Genomic DNA, 24,437 nt, shown 5'->3' with positions numbered 1-24,437 from the left:
GCAGCATAGTTTAGCACGCAAAGTTAAAACGAAATGCTTAATATTTTGGCAAACTGTTAAGGATTTTATTATTTAAGAAGAATGATTTGAATATCTATTGTACAGATTTAATATAAAAGAGCTTATTTTTAAGAAATAGGACCAACCCAAACTTTGTGTTTGGGCTGGTTGAAAAACTTAGTACTGCCAGAACATGCGCTGAATTTCTTTCGTGTCATTAGTCTTAGTAAGAGCTAAAGCTGCAAGAAGACGCGCTTTTTGAGGGTTTAAATCATGTGCTGCTACCCAACCATATTTAGAGTCAGGTTGTTCTGCATCACGTAATACGAAACCTTGTGCGACACGTGATGAACGGATAATTTGAATACCGTTTTTGTCGTGAAGATTTTGTAAGGTTGGTACGATATATTTTGGTACAGAACCGTTACCAGTACCTGCATTAATGATCGCTTTAGCACCAGCTTTTGCATACGCTTCATATGCATCTGGAAGCATAGAGTCCGAACCATAAACGATCTGTACAGTTGGAAGTGCATCGCCTTTAATATTTTCAATATTAAACTCTGAAGCATTTGTATGACGCTTTACAGATTGTCTGAACCAGTAAGGCTTGCCTTCAACCAATGTACCTAAAGCGCCCCATTGGCTAACAAAAGCATTTGTATGAATGTTAATGCCTTTAGTTACATCACGTGCAGCAAAAATAGAGTCGTTCATGAGAACCATAACGCCTTTATTTTTCGCATCATCAGAAGCTGCTAAAGCAACTGCACTATAAAGGTTAAGTGGACCATCAGCTGAAAGAGCAGTTGAAGGACGCATTGAGCCAACAAGTACAATCGGTTTATCAGTATGAACAACCAAATTTAAGAAAAATGCTGTTTCTTCTAAAGTATCTGTACCGTGTGTAATTACGACACCATTAACAGATGGCTTTTTAACAAGCTCATTCACTTGACGAGCAATTTCTAATAGTTCCTTGTCAGTAATACTCTCAGAAGCGATTTGTAAAGCTTGAATACCAGTTACATTTGCCAAATCTTTGATTTGTGGAACTGCGTTAATTAGCGTATCAACAGGAACTTTTGCAGCAGTATAAGTTGCACTATTTGCCGAGCTTGCGCCAGCACCAGCGATAGTACCGCCAGTCGCAACTACAACAACATTATTTTTTGCATAAAGTGGGAGAGAGCAGGCTAATAAGCCCATCGCTAAACCTAAAGATTTAACAGTTTTAGTCAACATCGAAAATATCCTTATGAAGTGACGAAGTAAAAGTTTGTTGAATATGACTGCTTTTCCTAAGCAAAATACATACCATGTAAAACATATTCATAACTTGTTTGAATAAGAAGCATCCTTGAATAGCATTTTGTTTCACCAACAACTGCTTAATCATTGCTTTTATTTAGCGCTAATAAATAACATGAATAAAATAAAAAATCTATTAAGTTTTTCTAATTTATCTTGATTTGTTTACTTTTTAATATAAATAAAACAAATGATTTTTTTATCTGTATAAAATTAAAAAATAATAGATGTGTTTAAGTAATTTTTTGCCATTTGATATTTTTATATTGTTGATTTTTATTGTTATAATTTAATATTAAGATGATTTTAAATTTTTCAGTATGAATTGAAAAATAATTCCATTAATTTAATATAATTTAATTGTTGTAAATTGAATTAAAATTTAATCACTTGGTATTTATTTTTAAAAATATAAAATTTGTTTGAATCATTTTTATTCTATTTTTAAGGTTCGGTTTAAGAAAATTTAATAGCAGTTTAAAGTCATTATTTAATATAAAAATATAGGTAAATTTCTGCCAGCAATTTTAAAATAAAAAAAAAGAGCAATTTTATAAGGTCATATAAAATTGCTCTTAAGTTGGGAGAGTGGGAGAAAAGAGAAACTTATGCGGTTGTTTGTTCTTGAGTTGATTTAATTAATACTGGCTCTGGTAGTTCTTCAGTATCAGCCACTTTGTCACCTTCAAGCTTGGCAACAACTGCGGTTGCAATACTGTTACCTACTACGTTTGTTGCAGTACGGCCCATATCAAGGAACTGATCGATACCGAGTAATAAAAGGATGCCAGCTTCAGGTAAATGGAACATAGTGAGCGTCGCTGAAATAACTACAATAGAAGCTCGAGAAACACCTGCAATACCTTTACTTGTTACCATTAGAGTTAACAAAATTAAGATTTGTTGAGTGAAACTAAGATCAATATTGTAGGCCTGAGCAATAAAGAGCACTGCAAACGTGGTGTACATCATTGAACCATCAAGGTTGAATGAATAACCTAAAGGTAATACAAAGCTCGTTACTTTTTTAGGCACACCAAATTTATTTAGTGCATCCATAACCTTAGGATAGGCTGATTCACTTGAAGCTGTAGCAAAAGCAAGCGTTACTGGTTCACGAATTAATTTACCTAAACGGAAAATATCTTTTTTAAGTACGATTGCACCTACAGAGAATAAGATGATCCACAGTAATAAAAGACCAAAGTAGAACTCCGCGATTAAAATGCCATAGTCAACAATCAAGCCTAAACCTTGTACTGTAATTGCTGAAGCGATTGCTGCAAATACTGCAACAGGTGCAAACATCATGACGTAATCAGTAATACGGAACATGATTCTGCTGAGTTCATCAGTCAAACGAATGATAACTGAATCTTTTTCTTTGCCTTGATTTACAAAAGCAAGGGCTGAGCCAAAGAAAATAGAGAAAACAAGGACTTGCAAAATATCGTTATTTGCCATTGCTTCGGCAATACTGCGTGGGAAAACATGGCTTAAAAATGATTGTAGAGTGAAGCCTGTAGTCGCTGGAGCAGAAGAGCTACTCAATTGTTGCGCAGTTGGTAATACTAAATCTAAAGCTGCACCTGGTTGGAAAAAGTTTGCCAGACCCATACCGATAGCAAGCGATACGAACGAAGCAGTAATAAACCAAGTCATTGATTTAAGGGTGATACTGCCGATTGATGTCGATTTCCCCATTGATACAATGCCTGAAACAATAGTGGCAAATACCAATGGAGCAATAATCATTTTGATAAGGCGTAAAAAGATATCTGTAGGTATGTTGAGATAAGAAGCGATTTGCTTCAATTGTTCACCCTCATTAAAGAAGTGGTGACAAATCCAACCTGTCAGTATGCCAAGTAAAATAGCAACAACAATATACTTGAGCAATTTCTTTTGCTTCATATGAACCTCTATCCATTTGATTCAATCATCCTTTGATGGGATTTGAATGATTGAAAGCTTTCCTTGTTAGTTCAGTTCGGTTGTTCTAACGATGTTATCTTCCTAGATCTGTATCTGTTTTAACCGAATCGAATATGGCGATGTTGTTATGGAGATGGATTGTTGCTCGATTTTGAAGCGGTGTGAAATGCAAAAAAATATTGATCCATGCATTTTTTGCATAATAAAGGTTAAGTAGATTGAAGGAAATCAAGTAATTTAAAACGTATGGTAAAAAATATATAAATCAAAAAATTAACTAATTTTTAAAGGTGAAAGAATCATAAAACTTATAAAAATACTTTAAATACAATAATTTATTTGTGTTGATAAAATTGTTATGTGATTAGGAGATTCTTCTTTTATAAAAATGAAAAAAATAGAATTATAAAAAAGGCACCTATTTGGAGATGCCTTTTTTTGTTATGCATTTTTTAACGGCGATTGGCTAAGAAACGACCTAGACGGGTAATTGCTTCACGTAATTCATTTTCAGCAGGTAAGAAAACCACGCGGAAATGATCAGGTGTTGGCCAGTTAAAGCCTGTACCTTGCACCAATAAAACTTTTTCTGCACGTAGCAAATCAAGCATTAACTTTTCATCATCTTCAATTGGGTAGATGTTCGGGTCAAGGCGCGGGAAACAGTACATTGCTCCATCTGGTTTTACACAACTTACGCCTGGAATTTCATTAAGCATTTCCCAAGCAATATTACGCTGTTCATATAAACGGCCACCAGGACGAATCAAGTCATTAATTGATTGATAACCGCCTAGGGCAGTTTGAATCGCATATTGAGCTTGAACGTTAGCACATAGGCGCATTGACGCTAACATATCTAAACCTTCGATATAGTCGGCAGCACGGCTTTTATCACCCGTAATTGCCATCCAGCCTGAACGGAAGCCTGCAATACGATAAGCTTTTGATAAACCATTAAAAGATACACAAAGCTGGTCGCCCGCTAATGACGCTACTGAAACATGTTCAATGCCGTCATAAATAATTTTGTCGTAAATTTCATCAGCAAATAAAATTAGATCATATTTTTTTGCAATCGCTACAATCTGTTCAAGAATGTGGCGTGGATATACTGAACCCGTAGGATTGTTCGGGTTAATGATGACAATACCGCGAGTATTCGGAGTAATCTTACTTTCAATATCGGCAATATCTGGATACCAGCTATTTTCTTCATCACATTTATAATGAATTGCTGTGCCGCCTGAAAGATTAACGGCTGCTGTCCAAAGCGGATAATCCGGCATTGGAATCAGCATTTCGTCTCCGTCATCTAATAGGCCTTGCATAGCCATTACGATGAGTTCAGATACGCCATTACCAATATACACGTCATTGACATGCATATTGAGAATTCCTTTTTGCTGGTAATACTGACAAATTGCTTTACGAGCAGGGAAGATACCTTTTGAGTCAACATAACCAATTGCATTTGGTAAGTTTAAAGCAACATCATTAATAATTTCTTGTGGTGCTTCAAATCCAAAAGGAGCTGGGTTACCAATATTCAACTTGATAATCTTATGTCCTTGCTCTTCCATTTCATTGGCGGCTCGTAAAACTGGCCCACGGATGTCATAACAAACATGCTCAAGCTTCGATGATTTTTTGATTTCTCGAGTAGATGGCATGGAATGGATGGTAGCAGTATTTTTAGACATAACGGGATTCACTTTTGTATATCGGTATAAATAACTTTTAAATGTTTTAACTGTTACCAAATTTAGATCATGTTGATCTTTCAATAGTTCAACAATTTTTTCATGGGTAAAACCCGATTGTTGATATTGTTTGATAATTGGTAGTAGTTGTTGGAAAACCACACTTTTTTTCTGAGACATGTTCTGTCCTATACAACCGTGCGCACTTAGAATAGCACTATGTTTGCTTGCTTTAAAGTAGATTGGTAATAAATTTGCTTACTTTTGATTTTGTATTTTGCTTACTTTTTGCTTTTTGTTCTTTATATGTTTAAATTCCAACAAATTTTACGTTCAGAGACTAGTGTTTTTGTGATGAATGGCGTAAATATAAAACTCGATCATCAGAAATGTTTACTTCAGAATAAAAGGTGTATGTCATGGGAAAAGTCAATAAAACAGACCGGGAATGGCAAAGAGAGTTATCACCAGAAGAGTATCGGATTACACGACAAAAAGGCACTGAACCTGCATTTACGGGGCAATACTGGAATACTAAGCAACATGGTACCTATGTTTGCCGTTGCTGCGGCGCAGAGTTGTTCTCATCAGATACCAAATATGATAGCGGTTGCGGTTGGCCAAGTTTCTTCCGTCCGATCAATGGTGCTGTCATTGATGAACATGAAGATTTAACGCATGGTATGGTCAGAACTGAAATAGTTTGTCATGATTGCGAAGCTCATTTAGGGCATGTATTTGAAGATGGACCACAGCCGACAGGTTTGCGCTACTGTGTAAACTCGGCATCATTACAACTGAAAACAGAAGAAAAAAATGATGAGGAAACCTATCCATGAGTAATATTTATCAGTTTGAAGCTGAGCTGTTAGAGGGTGAAGTTAAGCAATTGGCTGATTACAAAGGTAAAGTTTTACTAATTGTAAACACTGCCAGTAAATGTGGTTTTACACCACAATTTGCTGGCCTCGAAAAACTATATGAAAAATATAAAGATCAAGGATTAGAAGTTTTAGGTTTTCCCTGCAACCAGTTTGGTGGGCAAGATCCAGGAAGCAATAAAGAAATTGGTAGCTTCTGTCAGCGTAACTATGGGGTAAAATTTCCCATGTTTGCTAAAGTTGATGTAAAAGGTCCGGAAGCCCATGTGATTTTTAGATATTTAACACGTGAAGCTAAAGGTATTTTAGGTAGTAGTAGCATTAAATGGAACTTTACCAAATTTTTGGTAGGCAAAGATGGTGCTGTTTTAAATCGCTATGCACCTACGACTAAGCCAGAAGCTTTAGAAGCTGATATTGAAAAAGCATTAGCGAGTTAATCGTTTAAATGAACGCTATTCCTCAAGCTTTTGAGTTTTGGCAAGATGGGCGAATGCCGTATGTTGAAACCAGAAGATCCTGTTTTAGCCGAACGTGTTATAAGTCTCATAGTCATCCAACGTTTTCTATCGGGGCTATAGACGAGGGGAATAGCGTTTTTCATAGTTCATTTGGTACGCCCCAAAAGATTGATGCTGGTACTTTGGTGATTGTACCAGCACATATTGAGCATTCATGTAACCCTTTTCCGGATCAGGCTTGGAGTTACCAAATGCTACATTTGGACATAAGGTGGTTAAATCAGCTGTATTCAGAATTTCGAGAACATGGTCTGGATTTACATCTGCCTCAGCATAAGCCGCTCATAATAAAAGAAGAAACTTTATATCAGGCTTTTTCTGATATGAATGAAACTTTATTCGATCCTGAAAAATTAATTATTGAAAAAGAACAGTCGCTGATCTATTGCCTTACCCAGTTGTTACTCCCACATTTCGTATTAGAAGAAATACAAAAAACTGAATATTTGTATGAAGATTTTTTGGACTTAATTCATATTATTAAATCGTCAGAACAATTTATTTCTCTTGAAGAGCTTGCAGAGCAGGTTGGTCTTAGTCGATATGCAATCATTCGTTTATTCAAGGCCAATGTTGGTTTAACTCCACATGCATTTCAAATTAATTTAAAGATTAATCAAGCCAGAGCTCAATTAAAGCAAGGGATTTCACTCGCAGAGCTAGCTGTCAATTTAGGCTTTAGTGATCAAAGCCATTTTCATAAAGCTTTTAAAGCACATACGGGAATTACTCCTCGACAGTTTCAACTTGCAGCCGCGCAATAATTTACAAGAAATTATTTTTCTCTATTTTTAAGCTACTCCATACAATTTTAAAGATGAAATCGTTATGGAAGTTTTTTTGGTTATCGCCTTTACTCACTTTTTAGCACTACTATCTCCAGGTCCAGATTTTTTTCTTATTTTGACCAGTCTTTTGCAAAAAGGAGCACGTTATACCTATGGCGTTATTCTGGGAATTACTTTGGGTAATGCTGTTATCTTAATGGTGTGTATATTTGGATTTATGGTGCTTGGCAATTTAAGCAAAACGATTCTTTTAGTACTTAAATGGCTGGGGGCTGGATATTTAGTTTATTTGAGTTTTCTTTGTTTTAGAGCCACTCAAGGAACAAACTTAAATATTACTGTTGCTGAAAATAGTTTGGTTGAACAAGAGTCTAGTTATAAGAGTAAAGTTAAAAGCTTGGCTCTGGGTTTGCAATCTAGTCTTCTTAATCCTAAAAATATTATGTTTTATAGTAGTTTAATGTTACCTATTCAACAGGAATTTAGCTTATTTCAAAAATTACTAATGAGTATATGGATGACAGGAGTGGTTTTCGGGTGGAATTTATTATTAGTTCGTTTATTGCGTCAAGAGCGTGTATTAGCACAGATTAAACGCTCTGCTAGAGGAATATATTATTGCTCCAGTCTGGCTTTCATTTTTTTCGCAGTGTTATTGGTTGCCTATAGTTAAAGCAGATCGCATAGCCTTCTAAACAAAATGAAGGCTATGCAATTTTGCTGGGTTTAAAGAATCGCTTTTAAACGTTTAACAACGTCTTCACATTGTGCCAAATCTGCTACTAAAGCCATACGCACATGATTGGCACCAGGGTTACCTTGTTCGGTATCACGAGATAGATAACGACCCGGTAAAACTTTAATGTGTGCTTTTTCCATCAGTATCTTGGCAAAAGTTTCATCATTATCGACTTTTAACCAGTAATAAAATCCAGCATCAGGTTTTTGTAATGGCAGTAAATGGCCTAGCTCAGATTGGAATAAGTCAAACTTTGCACGATATTGCTTACGGTTTTCTTCAACATGGTTTTCATCGTTCCATGCTGCAATTGAAGCAAGCTGGTGTTGAACAGGCATTGCCGCGCCGTGATAGGTGCGGTATTGTAAATATGGCTTTAACAGATCGGCATCACCCGCTACAAAACCTGAGCGCAAACCCGGCAAGTTTGAGCGTTTTGAAAGTGAATGAAATACGATACAGTTTTTGTAGTCATCACGACCAAGCTCAGCACAAACTTCTAATAGACCAGTAGGTGCTTGGTCAAACCAAAGCTCTGAATAGCATTCATCAGAAGCAATAACGAAATTATATTGATCAGATAAGGCAATTAGCTTTTTAAATTGTTCTTTGGAAAGCACAGTACCTGTTGGGTTACCCGGTGTACATACAAAAAGTAGGGCTGTCTTTTCCCAAACTTCTGCTGGTACTGCATCAAAATCACCTAAATAGCCATTTTCTTCCGTGCAATTAATGAAGTATGGCTTTGCACCTGCAAGTAAAGCTGCACCTTCATAAATTTGATAAAATGGGTTCGGCATCACCACATAAGGTGCATCTTCACGATTAATTAATGCCTGTACAAAAGAGAAAATGCCTTCACGTGTACCAGAGACAGGCAAGATGTGGTTTTCAGCACTAATGCTGTTAAGTTTAAAGCGCTTAGTTAACCAATCTGAAATGCTTTGGCGAAGCTCTGGTAAGCCTTTGCTGTTTGGATAAGTTGATAAATGGTTAAAGTTATCAATAATAGCCTGTTTAACAAACTCTGGTGCTGGATGCTTAGGTTCGCCAATTGATAGAGGAATCAAGGGAAGGTTAGCAGGAGTAGTATCCTTAAAAAGTTGGTTTAACTTTTCAAATGGATACGGGTGTAATAACGACAAGCTAGAGTTCATTAAACAGTTACCAAGTAGTTGAGTTTCAGTGCTGACAAATTTGATTAGATGCTTCATCTAATGCAGCTTTCAGTTTTTCCGAGAAGAGTTTGACCTCTTCGTTATTCAGCGGTTTTCCATCTTTTTTGGTGACAAAGAAAATATCTTCGGCACGTTCGCCTAAAGTTGCGATTCGGGCTGAATGGATGTCTAAACCTTGCATCATAAATAAACCACCGACGCGTGCAAGTAGGCCGGGGTGATCGAGTGTTGAAATTTCGACCATATTTTGCTGTAAGGCTTCATTTAATGTTACGTCGACTGTATTTTCAATATCGAAATGACGTAATTGACGTGGAATACGACGTTGCATGAGTCCCGGATATTGGTCTGGTTGGCTAAGGGCTTTCACTAATGCATTTTTAACGGTTTCTTCACGTTCTGGGTCGGTAAGCAATGTCCCGAAACGATCAAGTACAACATAAGTGTCTAAGCTAAATGCTGTACTTGCCGTGATAATTTTTGCGTCCTGAACGTCTAAGTTCATTCGGTCTAAAACGGCAACAGTGGTGGCAAATAGGTTAGGTTGATCGCGAGTATAAATAAAGATTTGCACCGCATCTTGAGCTGCTTTACGGTGAGCACGCAATAGGACTAATGGCTCTGGATTATCACCGTGTTTTAAAATTGCTTGTGTATGCCACGCAATTTCATCCGCCGATTCTTTAATGAAGTATTCATCACCTAGTTCTTGCCATACTTTTTCGACATCAGCCAATGCAAAGTTATTTACTAATAATTCACTTGCTGCAAACTTGGTGTCTTCAATCAGCATTTGGTAGTCAACAGGACGGCCTAAACCTGTACGGATTACATCACGAGCATGCGTATAAAGCTGACGCATGAGAGAAGCGCGCCATGTGTTCCATAGTTTTGGATTTGTCGCGTTAATATCGGCAACCGTTAAGGTATATAGATAATCGAGATGCTCCATATCGCCCAGTTTTTCGGCAAAATCTTTCACGACATCAGGATCAGAAATATCTTTTTTCTGAGCGGTCAAAGACATGAGCAAATGGTTTTGAATAAGCCATGCAATTAATTTGCATTCACGCTCTGTAAAGCCATGTGCACGGCCAAACTCAATCGCGTCTTCTGCGCCGAGTTCGCTGTGGTCACCACCGCGACCTTTTGCGATGTCATGGAATAAAGCAGCAATGAACACAATATCTTGACGAGCAAGACGTTGGAAAACTGAACTTACTACAGGGAATTCTTTGGCAAATTCAGGTTCTCTAAAACGATTTAAATTACGCAGCAATAATAATGTATGAGCATCGACCGTATAGATATGGAATAGGTCATATTGCATAAGGCCCATAATTTGGCCAAAAGCAGGAATATAGTTTCCTAAAACCCCATAACGTTTCATCGCAACCAAGGTATCGTATAAACGATATGGTGAACGAATAATCGACATAAACAGTGCTTGATGCTCTGGATTATCGCGATAACTTTGGTTGATTCGTTTTGCGGCAAGAATAAGTAAGCGTAAAGTTCGGGCGCGAATACCTTCAATATCTGGTCGATTGGCTAAAATATAGAACAGCTCTAAAATTGCGCTTGGATGTTCTGCGAATATTTTATGATGCTGTACCGCAAGTTTATTGTCGACAATTTTAAAGTGATCATTAACAACTTCAATTTTGCGTTCATAGTTGGGGAGTCGAGGAGTAATCACTGACTCGCTAAAATACGCCAGCAACATTTCATTGAGTGTTGAAACCTGTTGCGCCGTACGGTAGTAGCGCTTCATGAATTGCTCAACACCATAATTTACAGGTTGACCTTCTTGACGCACATATCCAAATTTAGCGGCAATTTCCCTTTGGTGGTCAAAGAGTAAACGGTTTTCATCACGTTTAGCTAAACGGTGTAAATGATGTCGAATTTCCCAAAGAAAACTTTCTGCTTCTTCTAAAACTGCCAATTCAAACTCTGAAATGAAACCTAAATGCACTAAGTCATAAATCCGGTTTACGCGAAAGTGACGTTTGGCAATCCAGCCAATTTGGTTAATGTCACGGATACCGCCTGGTGCATTTTTAATATCGGGTTCTAAATTACTTTCAGTATTGTTGTGTTGATGGTAACGCTTGGCTTGTTCGGCCATTTTTGCGTCATAAAATGTTTTGTCAGTCCATGTCTGCGAAACAATACGGCGAGGCCATTTCGCAAGCTGACTATTGCCAGTAATTAACCGCGCCTCAATTAAAGTTGTTGCAACGGTTAAATCGGTAGCGGCCTGCTCAACACAGCTTTGAATCGTGCGAACACTAATGCCGGGTTTGAAATTGCCAACGTCCCATAAAGACGAAATAAATGTAGAGATACGTTTTTCGTTTTCTTCGTTAATTTCATGCTCCGATAGGATCATGATATCGACGTCAGAATAGGGCAACATTTCACGGCGTCCATAACCGCCTACAGCAAAAAGGCCCAGTTCTGTCTGATCGAGTTCAGCATGTTTCCATAAAAAGATCAGTGCTTCATCTACTAAATCTGAACGGGCTTTAATGATTTCACGAATAGATTGCCCATTTTCATATGAATCTTGCAACTGCTTTTCTACATCCGTTCGCCATTGATTAATGGCTTTAATATCATGATGACTTGAGACATAGTTCAACAATGGCGATATATTGATCATGAAAATGGGTCTACCAATAAGTAAAAATTAAGAGTTTGTTTGAACGCTTACTTGATCAGCGGTTTCTTTCGCTAAGGTACGAGCAAGATCAGTATTTTCAGCACGAGCGGTTGCTACCCCCATACGACGACGTTTGAAACCTTCTGGTTTGCCAAACAGGCGTAAATCGGTGTCTGGGTGTGTTAAAGCTACATTGAGATTGCTATAACTTAAATTGCTGGCATCAACTCCAGCATAAATTACTGCACTTGCTGCAACACTGTGGCGTGCTGTGTTTACAGGTAAACCTAAAATTGCACGTGCATGCAGTTCAAATTCACTTTGAAACTGAGATGCTAAAGTTACGAGTCCTGTATCGTGTGGGCGAGGTGAGACTTCACTAAACCAAACCTTGTCACCTTTAATAAACAGTTCTACACCAAAAATACCACAGCCACCAAGTGCAGTTGTCACTTTATTTGCAATACGTTTTGCTTCTTCGAGTGCCGCCGCCGTCATTGGTTGAGGTTGCCAGCTTTCTACATAATCACCGGCATCTTGGCGGTGACCAATTGGGTCACAGTAATGAGTTTCAATTTCACCAGTTTCAGGGTTTTTAGCGCGAACGGTAAGTAATGTAATTTCAAAATCAAAATCAATTTGAGATTCAATAATGACCGTACCTTGGTTAACACGGCCACCTTGCATTGCATATTCCCATGCAGCATCAACTTCATCGAAACTTTTTACACGAGACTGTCCTTTACCTGAAGAAGACATGACTGGTTTTACAAAGTTTGGATAACCAATGTCATCGCAAGCGGCGCGGAAGCTTTCGAGCGTATCAGCAAAACGATAAGCAGAAGTAGGTAGGCCAAGTTCTTCAGCCGCAAGACGGCGGATGCCTTCACGGTTCATTGTGAGGTTTACAGCTTTAGCAGAAGGGATGACAGTTGCTGTTTTGCTCGCTTCAATTTCAAGTAAAACTTCTGTCGCAATTGCTTCAATTTCTGGAACAATTAAATTTGGTTTAATTTTCTCGATGAGTTGTTTTAATTGAGCAGGATCTGCCATGTTTAACACATAAGAAAAATGTGCAACTTGCATTGCTGGTGCATGATCATAACGGTCGGCTGCATGTACTTCTACACCAAGGCGTTGTAAGGAAATTACAACTTCTTTGCCAAGCTCTCCTGAACCTAACAATAAAACTTTAAATGCAGAAGATTGAAGTGGGGTACCGAGTGTCACGCTCATGCGAATCATCCTGACAAAATTATTTTTTTAAGCATAGCAGAACTTATGGTGGAGTTAAGCCTTATCATGCATAAAAAAAGTAATTTTGTCGGACAATTAAAAAAGTGGTTTTTAGATATTAACCTGATAGTTTAAAAGCAATTCATCCGCATTTTTACCACGGATGCCCCAATTTTCTTTAGGTGTTTCAAAAATAGTAATTTCAATGTCTTGTGGAGAAATTCTACATTGTTCTTGAATATTACGAAATAAGGTTTGGATAAGCTGCTTTTTAGTGGCTGCACTGCGGCCTGCAAACATTGAAAGTTCAATAATAATGTAATGCTGGCTTCTGTCAGAAGGGTAAATGAAATTTCCTGGTTTAAGGCTAATAAAACGTTGAAATTTTTTCTCAACAGGATATTTCAATTCTTCAATAAGCGCCTGATGGATTGCATGAGAAAGTAATTCTCGGTACTGCATAATGGTTTGTTCATTTGCATAAATTTTAACTTGTGACATTTTTATCTCTATTAAGTAGCTAAGGTTATCTTTTTAATCAATTCAAAATTAGATTTTTCAGGCCAGAAGTTTCAATCTTAAACGCCTCTGGCCAGATTTTATTTTATATAAGGAAGATAAGTTTATCTATTTATAAAGGTAAATAAGTATAGATCAGACCATAAACAATTGCGGCAGTTAAAGTTGCTGGTACGATTTTCTTAAATTTAAAATAAAGACCTGCTAAAACTAAAAAACCGATAAGCATTGCGAAACTCTTATTGGGATTTTCAAGGAGAGGTGGAAGAGTAGCAACTACAAGCATGGCACTAATTGCAGATATTCCAATACTTCCCAAAGCAATTTTTATCCAGATTGAGCCGCGTCTTTGCTGCGAACCCTGTAATTTTTGTATTACAAAAAAAGGTCCAAAGCGTGAAGCAAAATTGGCTATGCCTACAATAATGCCGACTAGAATAATTTCTAGGTTCATATTAAGCCTCAACCTCATCATGCTGTTTCAGCACATAATGTTTAAATAGACCAGCTAAAATGCCTGAAAAAATACCTATAAAGATAGCCGCTGATAAGTTAATCCAATAACACGCCAAAGCTGAAACTACTAAAGATACAGCAACAACAAGGCTATGCTTTCGTTCAAATGCGGCTAATAAAAAACTTAAAAATAAAGCAGGTAATAAGAAGTCTAAAGCTGCTTGTAAAAACTTTGGTAAATGAGCAACTTGATCGGCAAATAATCCACCTAACAAAGAGCCACTTGCCCAAGCCATCCAACTAAATAGACTTAAGCCAAGCATCCAAGACTCGGACCATTGTTGTTTGCGCTGTGAAAGTTGGATCATTCCACTGGCAAAAACTTCATCGGTTAAGCCCCAAGCCCATACTGCAGTTTTCTTAAGATTTAATTTGTTTGGAATCAGGTTGTATAGAGCAGGTCCATACAGGACATGGCGAATATCTAGTGCTATAACTGTTAATGCTGTTAGCCAGATGGATGAACCGCTAGCCAAAAGAGCGACAACCAAGAACTGGCTAGCGCCAGCATACATTGAACAAGATAGAAAAAAAGCTTCCCATGGTGTAAAACCAAACTGAGAGGCAGAAACGCCAAAGGCAAAAGAAACGGGTAAATAGGTGAGTACGATAGCTTGGCTATCTTTGGCGCCTTGCCAAAAAGTTGCTGTTTGGGCAGGCATCAATTGTTGTTCGGACACAATACACCTTGGCAATAAACCAAATGATAAAAATACTTGAAAGATTGAGTATTGTAGCCGAATTTAATAGCATAGTGCCGAAATGTTTAATCGGCAGTTTGATATGTTCAAGGCAAAGATTCGTTTAGTTTATATCGCCATGATAAGTGCAGGTATTTTTACATTGCAGGGCTGTGATAATGGTAATCAGGGTGCAGAAAAAAAAGTAGAAATTAAGCCAGCACCGAAACTAACCAATGATGCAACTGTTTATGCTCAAAAAGCATGGACATTGATTAACACGGTTGAGCATTTAGTTTATGAAAAACAACTCAGCCAAATTGATGACAAAGTTCGTAAACCTTTACGCCAATTGAGTACAGACTGGCGCATTAATGTAAAAATGACGGACTCAGTGACAGAAGGGAAATATGCACTCTGTCGTAAGGCCCTGACAAGTTTAGATATATGGGCACGCGAAACACTAGAAAACAATAGTTCAGTGGCCCAAAAACAAGCGGACTATGAGCGAGATAAGGCTCAATGTAAGGATGCGATCGATACGCCAAATCTTGGAAATACTTCGCCAAAATAAAACTAATGAATATAAAAAAGCGAGATGATCAATCTCGCTTTTTTTGCTTTTAAACGATAATGAGTGAATGTGAATTACGGTTTTGTGGCAGCTTTAGCGGTGTTGGCAGTTTTCACAGCATCTTGTTTCATTTGATGAGTCATTTGCTGTGATTCATGTTGAGCATGTGTCGCGCTGGTCATTGCATCATGTTTTTGAGTGCTTAAGTCTTTTTTAACATCCTGTTTAGTTTTAGTTACCTCTTTCTTGGCTTTTTGAGCTGTAGTTTTTCCATGTACCGCTACACATTTTCCACCCTTGTGATTCGGTCCTGTACCGCCTTGTAGTTGAGTCCCTTTTGGACATGCAAATGCCGAAACACTTAGCATAGCCAATACGCTTGCTGTAAGAATTGTTGATAATTTTTTCATGTTAATCAGCGCCTTGTTGAGTATTATTGCTCAGCTTGAGTGTAGGGTCAAAATATCTGCTTTAACACATTTATTTTGTGGAAATAGAGTTTGAACAATGTTTTGATTTGCAGTGTTATCTAATTTTTTAATTTAATTTTAAGTTTTTATTATTTAGCCGCTTTTAAAAAATTAGGATTGTGCTTGAGCAACTACTTTCAATTTCTCAATATCTAGAATCTCAATTTTTCTGAAAGCAATTTTGATGATTTTCTGTTTTTCGAGCAGGCTCAGCTCATGATTGATCGTCTGTCTAGATGTGGTCAGCATATTTGCCAACTGTTCTTGAGAAATATGAATTTGATGATCTTGAATAAGAATATGGTTGCCGTATCCCTCTAAAATGAACAGAAGACGTTGAGCTAGCCGTTGAGAAATACTACGTGTTTGGATAGCAATCTGTTCTAAGAAAACATACCTGAGTTTTTGGCTCGTTAAACGTGCGAAAAAATACCAATAATATGGATTGTCCTGGAGTAGATCATTTAATGGTTTTGCAGGAATATGTAGAACTGTACTTTTTTTCAAGGCAATGGCATCGTGTGAGCGCGGTTCATGGTCAATTAGCGATATTTCACCAAACCACATAATCGGCTCAGCAATTGCAGAAAGAGCTTCATTACCATTTACATCGACATAACCCAAGCTAATTGAGCCTTCAAGCACAGTATAAATGCCATCAAACTCATCTTGAGCGTGGAAAACGTAGCTATTTTTCTCAAAGGTGATTTGCTTGCCATGTTCTAAAATAAAATTTTGGAATGTTTCCGGAAGCACACTAAACCATGTGTTTTCTTTTAGTCGATTAATATAAATTAGGTCCAAAATTCGGTCATCCATGAAAAAATTCATTACTTTGTCAAATAGCTGACAACTTTACGTTTTCCTTATATGTACAGTATGACTATATGTAAGTGAATAGGGAATAACTCATGTCAAATCTGGAGCAACAGCTTAGCAAATATGCGGCTTACCACTTAAATCATAAAAATATTTTGACGCATTTTATCGGTATTCCGCTCATCGTGTTTTCAATTTTGTGTTTAACTGCGAAAGCTGGAGTCGATATTGGCAGTTTTAAACTGACTTTAGCCATAGTGCTGATTGTAGCTAGTACGATCTATTACTTTATTTTAGATAAAGTTTTTGGTTTACTCATGCTCGTTATCTTAGTTGCTGTGTATCCACTGGCGAGCCAAATTGCCCAGTTATCGTTGGGACAATGGTTAGCGACAAGTATTGGTTTTTTTGTGGTGGGTTGGGTCTTTCAGTTTGTGGGACATTATTTTGAAAAGAAAAAACCTGCTTTTGTTGATGATGTGATAGGACTTGCGATAGGACCATTATTTGTATTGGCAGAATTTATATTTATGCTAGGTTTTAGAAAGTCACTACATGAGCGTATTTTACAAGAGGCGCGTAGTAAACGAGAGACGATGGATTTAAGTCATTAAATATAAAAAAGCCCCAACATATTGGGGCTTTTTTTAAGCTTTAAACTTAAACGTTAAAACGGAAGTGCATTACATCGCCATCTTGAACAACGTAAGTTTTACCTTCTAAACGCCATTTTCCAGCTTCTTTAGCGCCGTTTTCACCGTTGTATTGTACGAAGTCATCATATGCAACAACTTCAGCACGGATAAAGCCTTTTTCAAAGTCAGTATGAATCACACCAGCTGCTTGAGGAGCGGTTGCGCCAACTTTTACTGTCCATGCACGTACTTCTTGTACACCAGCAGTGAAATAAGTCTGTAAACCTAAAAGTGCATAACCTGCACGAATAACCACATTTAAACCTGGTTCTTCCATGCCCATTGCTTCTAGGAACTCAGCACGATCTTCATCTTCTAATAATGAAATTTCAGCTTCGATCTGGTTGCAAAGAGGAACAACAATTGCGTTTTCTTCCGCAGCAAGTTTTTTTACTGCATCTAAATGCGGGTTATTTTCAAAACCATCTTCTGCAACGTTTGCAATATACATGGTTGGTTTTAAAGTCATTAAACCAAAACCACGAACTAATTTGCGTTCGTCATCAGATAAATCAGCTGCACGCGCTGGTTTACCTTCGTCAAGTAACGGTTGGATTTTTTCTAAAACTGCTTTAGTTGCTACAGCTTCTTTATCACCGCCTTTAGCAACTTTAGTTAAACGTAAAATTGCTTTAGCAACAGTTTCAAGATCGGCAAGTGCAAGTTCAGTATTAATAGTTGCGATGTCGTCTAACGGATCAATTTTACCATTTACGTGAATTACGTTTTCATCTTCGAAACAACGTACAACGTGTGCAATTGCATCAGTTTCACGAATGTTAGCAAGAAATTGGTTACCTAAGCCTTCACCTTTTGATGCACCAGCAACAAGACCTGCAATGTCCACAAATTCCATTGTAGTTGGCAAAATACGATGTGGTTTAACAATCGCAGCAAGTTTGTCTAAACGTGGATCTGGTACAGGAACAATACCTGTGTTTGGTTCAATGGTACAGAAAGGGAAGTTTTCCGCTGCAATCGCTGCTTTCGTTAATGCATTGAAAAGGGTAGATTTCCCTACGTTTGGCAGACCAACAATACCGCAATTAAAACCCATGAAAACCACTCACAAATGTGTAAATTAAAAATTGTCGCTGATTTTACATGAAAGCCATGACAAAGTCATGGCTAGAGCAGGGTTGTATTGCGTTTAAACTTTACGTTTATCAAGTTGCTGGGCTAATGCATCGCCAGCCGCTTGTACTAACATGACTAAAACAATGAGCACTAAAATGACAGCCACCATAATTTGCATATCAAAACGTTGATAGCCATAACGATAAGCAATGTCCCCTAGGCCACCTGCACCAATAGCACCAGCAATCGCAGAGGAGTTAATCATAGTCACAATAGTCACGGTAAAACCTGCCACAATACCCGGTAAAGCCTCTGGTAAAAGCACATGCCAAATAATTTGTTTACGGTTACAACCCATGGCTTGTGCAGCTTCAATTAAGCCTTGATCGACTTCACGTAAGCTGACTTCTGCAATACGCGCAAAGAAAGGAATTGCAGCAATAGTCAGCGGAACAACCGCCGCCCATACGCCGTAACTCGTGCCGACAATCCAGCGAGTAAGCGGAATAAGCGCAACCATTAAAATAAGGAAGGGTACAGAGCGAGTGATATTGATGACCCAACCCAAAGCTTGATTAATCTTTTGTGACGGATGAATGCCGTGCTCAGAAGTACTGACTAAAACAACAGCAATCGGTAAGCCAATTAAAAAAGCAATAAACGCAGATGCACCTACCATGAGTAAGGTATCTACAGTTCCAGTAATTAATAAATCAATGAGCTGGTCGTGCATAGCCAAGTACCTCAAATTGTGCAATTGCAGTTAATGCATCTTGTCGTATAGATGAAATATCAATTTCTACGTTAGGAATACCGACTAAAAGTGAACCAATAATATGCCCTTGAATGGTATCGACCTGACTTTGATATAAATTGACAGGTGCTTTAAATCTAGCTAGTAGTTCTTGAATATCCGGAACCTGATGTGCTTCAGCCTCATATTTCAGTTTTACAATAATATGAGTCGAATCTTCATCGGGTAGAGGACTGATTTTAAAAGGCAGGGTAATTTGCTCAAGGTTTAACAATTCTTGAGTAATTTGTTGTTCTGGTCGTGAAAATACAGACCAGACTTGTCCAGCCTCTACTATCTCACCTTGATCAATCACCACCACTTGATCACAAATTTCTCGAATGACCTGCATTTCATGAGTGATGAGTACAATCGTTAGACCCAGTTCCTGATTAATCTTTTTAAGTAAAGCCAAAATAGTGGCGGTACTTTCAGGGTCAAGTGCCGAGGTGGCTTCATCACAAAGTAAAATTTCTGGGTGGTGAACAAGTGCACGTGCAATACCGACACGTTGCTTTTGTCCGCCTGAAAGTTGTGATGGGTAGTAGCCAGACTTATCTGCAAGACCTACGAGTGCCAGAACTTCATTTACACGTTGGTCGATATCTGCTTTGTTGTAATTGGAAACTTTTAAAGGCAATGCCACATTTTCCCAGACTGTTTTTGCAGACATTAAATTGAAATGTTGAAAAATCATTCCAATTCGTTGGCGAGTTTTAATAAGCTCGGCATGACTCAATTCAGCAATGTTTTGTTGATGAATATGAATACTGCCTGTATTTACTTGTTCTAAGCCATTTAAAGTGCGAAGTAAGGAAGATTTTCCTGCACCACTTTTACCAATAATGCCTAAAATCTTACCTTGTGGGATATCAAGGTTAATCTCTTTTAATGCATGCAGTTTTTGATCCTGCGATTGGTAAAACTTATTTAAACCGCGAATTTTGATATGAGGTAGAGAAAAATCAACTTGTGATCCAAAACTCACCATTGTCATTCTCCTTATTTCCAGCCTTGAAACCACATACCTTGGCCAAAGTCTTTATCCAGAATATCTTGTGCTTGTTTTGAGTTCTGGAATGCTTTAACAAAGGTTGCAAGTTTTTGGTTTTTATCTTGGTAATCGCGACGGGTCACAAACAAAATTGCATATTTTTTATCGATTGGATCTAAAAATAATGCGCTATGTGGGTCGGTTACCTTTGCCATTTTTAAGTAGTGGGGGAAGCCGAAAATTAAATCGACATCGTTATATGCATGTGCGGTTTGAGGACCTTCAACTTCAACAAAGCTCAGCTGTTTCGGATTAGCAATAATGTCTTGAGTGGTCGCAAGCTCATTATTAATGTCTTTAAGCTGAATTAAACCTGCACGGTGCAATAAAATTAAAGCACGGGCTAAATTGACCGGATCGTTTGGAATAGCTACACGTGCTTCTGAAGGTAATTCTTCAAGTGATTTATATTTTTTTGAATATAAACCCACATGACTTCCTGAACCCACACCAAATGCGTGTAAGTCATAACCCGTTTCTTTAACAGCATTACGTAGAAATACGCTTTGCTGGAAAAAGTTTGCATCAACATCACCGTTTTGTACGGCAACATTGGGTGCTCGCCAATCAGAAAATTCAACGAGTTTGACATGAACACCTTGCTTTTCTACTTCATTGGCAACGCTTTGTAATAGCTCAGCATAAGGCGGGCTAATCCCGATCGTTAAAACATCATCGGCTTGTTTTTTTTTTATATAACGGTAACCTACGAGGCCCAGAACTACGATTAAAATCGTAATTCCGAGTAACCAAGGTTTATGCTGTTTGAACTGAATCGCCATAATCTTTCCGTTATTACTTCCAGCCAGGGAACCAAAGTGTTGGCCCAATCTCAGCATCTAACACAGCTTTAACTTTTGGCGAGTTTTGATAGATCTCAACAAATTTCTTTAATTTGTCGCCCTTATCTTGGTAGTCATCACGCACTACAAACAAAATTGCATAACGTTTATTGGTATTGTCATCAAGTAAAAGTGCACTTTCAGGGTCAGCTGTTTTTGCTAAGCGTAGGTAATGCGGATAGCCAAAAGCCAAGTCAACATCATCAATTGCACGAGCAGTTTGTGGTCCTTCAACCTCTACGAATTGCAAATTTTTAGGATTTGAAACTACATCTTTTAGTGCAGATAAATGATTATTTGAATCTTTAAGCGTTATTAATTTAGCTTGCTGTAAAAGTAGCAGGGCACGACCTTGATTGACTGGATCATTTGGAATGACTACACGTGCGTTTTGCGGCAATTCATCAAGGCTTTTATATTTCTTTGAATAAAGTCCCACATGTGATGCTGCACCCACTGCAAATGCCTTTAACTTAAAGCCGGTTTCTTTAATTGCATTGTCTAAGAAAGGTTGGTGCTGGAAAAAGTTCGCATCAATATCCCCGTGATTTAAAGTAATGTTTGGTGTATTCCAGTCAGAAAATTCGACCAGTTTTACATTTAAACCCTGTTTCTTTGCTTCATCGGCAGCAGCTTGTAAAGTTTTTGCAAATGGTGGGCTAATACCAATCACAAGTTCATTTGAGCCATTTTGACGATGTTTATTCCAAAAGAATAAAGCAACAACAAGGACTACAACGACTAAGCCGATGCCTAGCCATTTTTTAGAGGCTGTTTGAGCCATGTCTATCTCCAAATTTAGGCAGTTATTTCTTCAATTGTTGTTAAGTTTTTGCTGTTGTTATAGGGACTACATCGGAACGCTTGAACAGGGTGTTGTTTTGGTAATTGATCACCCCGATTAAAAATTTTGTTCCGCAGTGAACCCGTTTTATATGCAGTTTTATAGCGTCCACGCTGTTGTAGCTCAGGAATGACCAAGCGAATAAAGTCGTGGTGAGACTCTGGTGCAACTGTACGTGTCAAATTAAAGCCATCAATATCAGTCTCATCTAAAAGATGAATTAAATATTCAGCAACTTCTTCGCCACTACCGACAATGAGTGGATAACGACCACCCAAAACATGCTGAGCTTTTAAGTCATTTTTCGTGATTTGTTGCTCTTTAAATTTTTCGGTAATCGAAACAATACTGTTACTTTTTTGGTAAGGAATTGCTTCATCGTCGGCAAATTTACTTAAGTCGATGCCAGTTGAACTCGCGTAATGCGCTAAGCCAGCTTCAGGACTTGCATATTGACGATATTCATTAAGTTTCTGTACAGCGAGATCATGTGTTTCGGCAACAACAACGGTGATGCCAACGAAGACTTTAATGTCATCCGCTGAACGGCCTTGCTGTTCTGCAAGAGCACGAATCTTTTTCACTTGTTCTCGTATTTTTTCGGGTTTGTCGCCGCCAATAAATACACACTCAGCATGACGAGTAGCGAACTGCATACCTTTGGGTGAAGCACCTGCTTGGAACAGTGTTGGAGTGCGTTGTATAGAAGGAGATACCTGAAACACGCCTTCGCTTTGGTAATATTTGCCGTGATGATGAATGGTGTGAACTTTAGACGGGTCTGTAAAAACACGTCGTGCTTTATCTTTTTTAACGGCGTCGTTTTCCCATGAACCTTCCCAATATTTATAGCAAAGCTCTAAAAATTCTTCAGCTTGTTCATAGCGAGCATCGTGGTCTTTTAAACCTTTTTGACCAATCAAGCGTTCGGCACTATCTAGATAACCCGTCACGATATTCCAGCCAATCCGACCTTGAGTTAAATGGTCGAGACTCGCAAAGCGGCGTGCAAACTGATATGGATGTTCATAGCTCAAATTCACAGTGACCCCAAAACTTAAGTTTTGAGTGACTGCCGCCATAGCTGAAATGAGTGTAGATGGGTCATGGCTCGGAAGCTGAATGGACTCTTTTAAAGTGAGATCAATACCATTTTGATAGACGTCATAGACGCCTGTAATGTCCGCAATAAATAAACCATCAAATAAACCACTTTCTAGAGTTTTGGCTTGTTCTGTCCAATAGTTCAGTTCATTAAAGCGGTGTGATTCATCACGTGGATGTGTCCATAATCCATGATTGATATGACCAACACAGTTCATGTCAAAGGCATTGAGTAAAATTTCTTTCGCTTTGAAATCTGCCATTACAATGTCCCCCGACGAGGTGGTAGAACACCGTTAAGAACGTAGTTCCCAATAAAGTAATATTTCCATCGTGCGGCATCATGCAACGTATGTACGCGAGCATTACGCCAGAAACGGTCTAGGCCATCTTTAGACTGACTACCACGGCTACCAGCAAGTTCAATCAGCTTAGACGATGCTTTGAGTGCGATATCGCTACTATGAGCACGTACTTTGGCAACATCGATGGATGCTTTAGCAATGCTTTCAGGTGTGGTCTCAATTTTTGCGGCATCGATTGATTGAGCAGCTTGTTTTAATAACACTTCACTTGCCCGAACATCTACGGCAATGCGTCCTAGCTCATAAATCGTTAAAGGATCTTGGTTGGCCGTTTCTACATTTGAGTCAATCCACGGGCGAGCTTGATGCACTCTTTGCAAACTTTCTTCAAAGGCTCCACGTGCAATGCCTACTTCAATTGATGCATGCATAATTTGAGCAAAAGGGCCCACTAAGGTTGGTTGTAAAAATGCAGTATCAAAAGGAATAACATCATCTGCATCTACAAAAACCTGATCAAATTTAACCGTGCCGCTACCTGTGGTTTTCTGTCCAAAGCCAGACCAGTCATCAACAAGTTTCAATCCTTGTGAACCACTTTTTACAAATGCTAGATACTCACGCCCTGCATCGTCTAAAACTAAGGTAGGAATACGGTGAGCAAATAAACTTCCTGTGCAGTAAAACTTTTCACCCTGAATGAGATATCCATTTTCGTATGGACGAATATTGGTTTGTTTATGAGTTGAAGTTTTGGTCTTAAACTCAGCAAGTGCATTACCAAAGCGAGTGCCATTTAAAACTTCGCCATATAAACGTTGTTTTTGAGCTTCTGTGCCTGTATTTCGTAATACTTCCAACGCATAGAAATGGTTTTGTGGAATTTGTCCGATTGAACCATCGGCACCGCTTAAAAGAGCGATTACTTTAGCAACGGTATGGCTTTAAACTTCGGCACCGCCATATTGCTTAGGTACTGTAATTGCCCAAAGACCAGATTGGCTCAAAGCATCGATTTCGGTATACGGTAAAATTCGTTTAGCGTCTCGCTCAACGGCGGTTTTTTTAAATTGCTCAGCAAACTGTTTGGCAACTTCTAATGCTTCAGCATCATTTTGAATAATGTGCGCTTGGCCAGATGCCGATGTTTGTTTCGTTTGAACAGATTGATATGAAGTCATGACA

The 24,437-nt window shown here is 38.3% G+C and carries 23 protein-coding genes and 1 pseudogene; 6 read left to right on the top strand and 18 right to left on the bottom strand.

Annotated features, from left to right (window positions below; genetic code table 11):
- Positions 1-177: 177 nt before the first annotated feature.
- From J655_RS07245 to J655_RS07235, 3 genes are all read right to left on the bottom strand, one after another.
- The gene (locus tag J655_RS07245; RefSeq protein WP_014206524.1) at positions 178-1,245 is read right to left on the bottom strand and encodes a type II asparaginase; all 1,068 of its coding nucleotides are present in this window, start codon (positions 1,243-1,245) and stop codon (positions 178-180) included.
- Between the two features lie 672 nt (positions 1,246-1,917).
- Positions 1,918-3,225 carry a dicarboxylate/amino acid:cation symporter gene (locus J655_RS07240; RefSeq protein ID WP_032052205.1) on the bottom strand — a complete coding sequence of 436 codons (1,308 nt, stop codon included), beginning with the start codon at positions 3,223-3,225 and terminating at the stop codon, positions 1,918-1,920.
- Positions 3,226-3,698: 473 nt separating this feature from the next.
- Positions 3,699-5,129 (bottom strand): pyridoxal phosphate-dependent aminotransferase, encoded by a 1,431-nt coding sequence (locus tag J655_RS07235; protein ID WP_032006692.1) that lies wholly within the window; start codon positions 5,127-5,129, stop codon positions 3,699-3,701.
- A 239-nt stretch (positions 5,130-5,368) separates the two neighbouring features.
- Between J655_RS07235 and msrB the strand changes: the two genes are divergently transcribed.
- The 4 genes from msrB (at position 5,369) to J655_RS07215 (ending at position 7,812) form a co-directional block, all read left to right on the top strand.
- Complete coding sequence (msrB, locus tag J655_RS07230; protein WP_002114184.1) at positions 5,369-5,788, top strand: peptide-methionine (R)-S-oxide reductase MsrB; 420 nt, start codon at positions 5,369-5,371, stop codon at positions 5,786-5,788.
- On the top strand, positions 5,785-6,270 hold the full coding sequence (locus tag J655_RS07225) for a glutathione peroxidase (RefSeq protein WP_002114194.1): 486 nt from the start codon (positions 5,785-5,787) through the stop codon (positions 6,268-6,270). Before msrB ends, J655_RS07225 begins: the two co-directional genes overlap by 4 nt.
- Positions 6,271-6,278: 8 nt before the next feature.
- On the top strand, positions 6,279-7,115 hold the full coding sequence (locus J655_RS07220; protein WP_032006691.1) for an AraC family transcriptional regulator: 837 nt from the start codon (positions 6,279-6,281) through the stop codon (positions 7,113-7,115).
- Positions 7,116-7,179: 64 nt separating this feature from the next.
- Entirely contained in the window at positions 7,180-7,812 is a 633-nt protein-coding gene (locus J655_RS07215) for a LysE family translocator (RefSeq protein WP_032006690.1), read from the top strand.
- Positions 7,813-7,865: 53 nt separating this feature from the next.
- Here the strand turns inward: J655_RS07215 and dapC are convergent, their stop codons facing one another.
- The 6 genes from dapC to J655_RS07185 all read right to left on the bottom strand — a co-directional run bounded on the left by dapC (position 7,866) and on the right by J655_RS07185 (position 14,657).
- Positions 7,866-9,035, bottom strand: coding sequence for a succinyldiaminopimelate transaminase (gene dapC, locus J655_RS07210; protein ID WP_032006689.1), 1,170 nt, complete (start codon positions 9,033-9,035; stop codon positions 7,866-7,868).
- Between the two features lie 25 nt (positions 9,036-9,060).
- Positions 9,061-11,724, bottom strand: a complete 2,664-nt coding sequence (glnD, locus tag J655_RS07205) for a [protein-PII] uridylyltransferase (RefSeq protein WP_000608324.1) — start codon at positions 11,722-11,724, stop codon at positions 9,061-9,063.
- Positions 11,725-11,751: 27 nt separating this feature from the next.
- The gene (gene purT, locus J655_RS07200; protein ID WP_079381102.1) at positions 11,752-12,969 is read right to left on the bottom strand and encodes a formate-dependent phosphoribosylglycinamide formyltransferase; all 1,218 of its coding nucleotides are present in this window, start codon (positions 12,967-12,969) and stop codon (positions 11,752-11,754) included.
- A gap of 102 nt (positions 12,970-13,071) precedes the next feature.
- Positions 13,072-13,461, bottom strand: a complete 390-nt coding sequence (locus J655_RS07195) for a tautomerase family protein (protein WP_032052204.1) — start codon at positions 13,459-13,461, stop codon at positions 13,072-13,074.
- Positions 13,462-13,591: 130 nt separating this feature from the next.
- Complete coding sequence (ygaH, locus tag J655_RS07190) at positions 13,592-13,933, bottom strand: L-valine transporter subunit YgaH (RefSeq protein WP_032052203.1); 342 nt, start codon at positions 13,931-13,933, stop codon at positions 13,592-13,594.
- Between the two features lies 1 nt (position 13,934).
- Entirely contained in the window at positions 13,935-14,657 is a 723-nt protein-coding gene (locus J655_RS07185; protein WP_001111398.1) for an AzlC family ABC transporter permease, read from the bottom strand.
- Positions 14,658-14,778: 121 nt separating this feature from the next.
- Here J655_RS07185 and J655_RS07180 point away from each other — a divergent pair, with 121 nt between their 5' ends.
- On the top strand, positions 14,779-15,249 hold the full coding sequence (locus J655_RS07180) for a hypothetical protein (RefSeq protein ID WP_025469827.1): 471 nt from the start codon (positions 14,779-14,781) through the stop codon (positions 15,247-15,249).
- 74 nt (positions 15,250-15,323) lie between these two features.
- Here the strand turns inward: J655_RS07180 and J655_RS07175 are convergent, their stop codons facing one another.
- Together J655_RS07175 and J655_RS07170 are read right to left on the bottom strand one after the other, a co-directional pair.
- Complete coding sequence (locus J655_RS07175) at positions 15,324-15,659, bottom strand: hypothetical protein (RefSeq protein WP_032006686.1); 336 nt, start codon at positions 15,657-15,659, stop codon at positions 15,324-15,326.
- A gap of 171 nt (positions 15,660-15,830) precedes the next feature.
- A complete protein-coding gene (locus J655_RS07170; protein WP_032006685.1) occupies positions 15,831-16,538 on the bottom strand; it encodes a Crp/Fnr family transcriptional regulator in 708 nt (235 codons plus the stop codon).
- Between the two features lie 92 nt (positions 16,539-16,630).
- Between J655_RS07170 and J655_RS07165 the strand changes: the two genes are divergently transcribed.
- Entirely contained in the window at positions 16,631-17,152 is a 522-nt protein-coding gene (locus J655_RS07165; RefSeq protein ID WP_032006684.1) for a DUF962 domain-containing protein, read from the top strand.
- A 46-nt stretch (positions 17,153-17,198) separates the two neighbouring features.
- Here J655_RS07165 and ychF read toward each other — a convergent pair whose 3' ends face one another.
- The 7 genes and pseudogenes from ychF to J655_RS0104225 all read right to left on the bottom strand — a co-directional run bounded on the left by ychF (position 17,199) and on the right by J655_RS0104225 (position 24,433).
- Positions 17,199-18,290, bottom strand: coding sequence for a redox-regulated ATPase YchF (ychF, locus tag J655_RS07160; protein WP_032052202.1), 1,092 nt, complete (start codon positions 18,288-18,290; stop codon positions 17,199-17,201).
- Positions 18,291-18,383: 93 nt separating this feature from the next.
- Positions 18,384-19,043 carry a methionine ABC transporter permease gene (locus tag J655_RS07155; protein ID WP_002114258.1) on the bottom strand — a complete coding sequence of 220 codons (660 nt, stop codon included), beginning with the start codon at positions 19,041-19,043 and terminating at the stop codon, positions 18,384-18,386.
- A complete protein-coding gene (locus tag J655_RS07150) occupies positions 19,024-20,100 on the bottom strand; it encodes a methionine ABC transporter ATP-binding protein (protein WP_081311996.1) in 1,077 nt (358 codons plus the stop codon). The genes J655_RS07155 and J655_RS07150 overlap by 20 nt, the downstream gene beginning before the upstream one ends.
- 5 nt (positions 20,101-20,105) lie before the next feature.
- Positions 20,106-20,939, bottom strand: a complete 834-nt coding sequence (locus J655_RS07145; protein ID WP_032052200.1) for a MetQ/NlpA family ABC transporter substrate-binding protein — start codon at positions 20,937-20,939, stop codon at positions 20,106-20,108.
- A gap of 13 nt (positions 20,940-20,952) precedes the next feature.
- Positions 20,953-21,783 (bottom strand): MetQ/NlpA family ABC transporter substrate-binding protein, encoded by an 831-nt coding sequence (locus J655_RS07140; protein WP_032052199.1) that lies wholly within the window; start codon positions 21,781-21,783, stop codon positions 20,953-20,955.
- Between the two features lie 14 nt (positions 21,784-21,797).
- On the bottom strand, positions 21,798-23,210 hold the full coding sequence (locus J655_RS07135) for an LLM class flavin-dependent oxidoreductase (RefSeq protein WP_032052198.1): 1,413 nt from the start codon (positions 23,208-23,210) through the stop codon (positions 21,798-21,800).
- Positions 23,210-24,433: pseudogene (locus J655_RS0104225) on the bottom strand (SfnB family sulfur acquisition oxidoreductase). The gene J655_RS07135 and the pseudogene J655_RS0104225 overlap by 1 nt, the downstream one beginning before the upstream one ends.
- Positions 24,434-24,437 lie beyond the last annotated feature (4 nt).

The organism is Acinetobacter sp. 1294243 (assembly GCF_000588015.1).
Taxonomy (GTDB): Bacteria; Pseudomonadota; Gammaproteobacteria; order Pseudomonadales; family Moraxellaceae; genus Acinetobacter; species Acinetobacter pittii.
The sequence above is the reverse complement of the archived record's forward strand: the minus strand, read 5'-3'. Positions and strand labels throughout refer to the sequence as shown.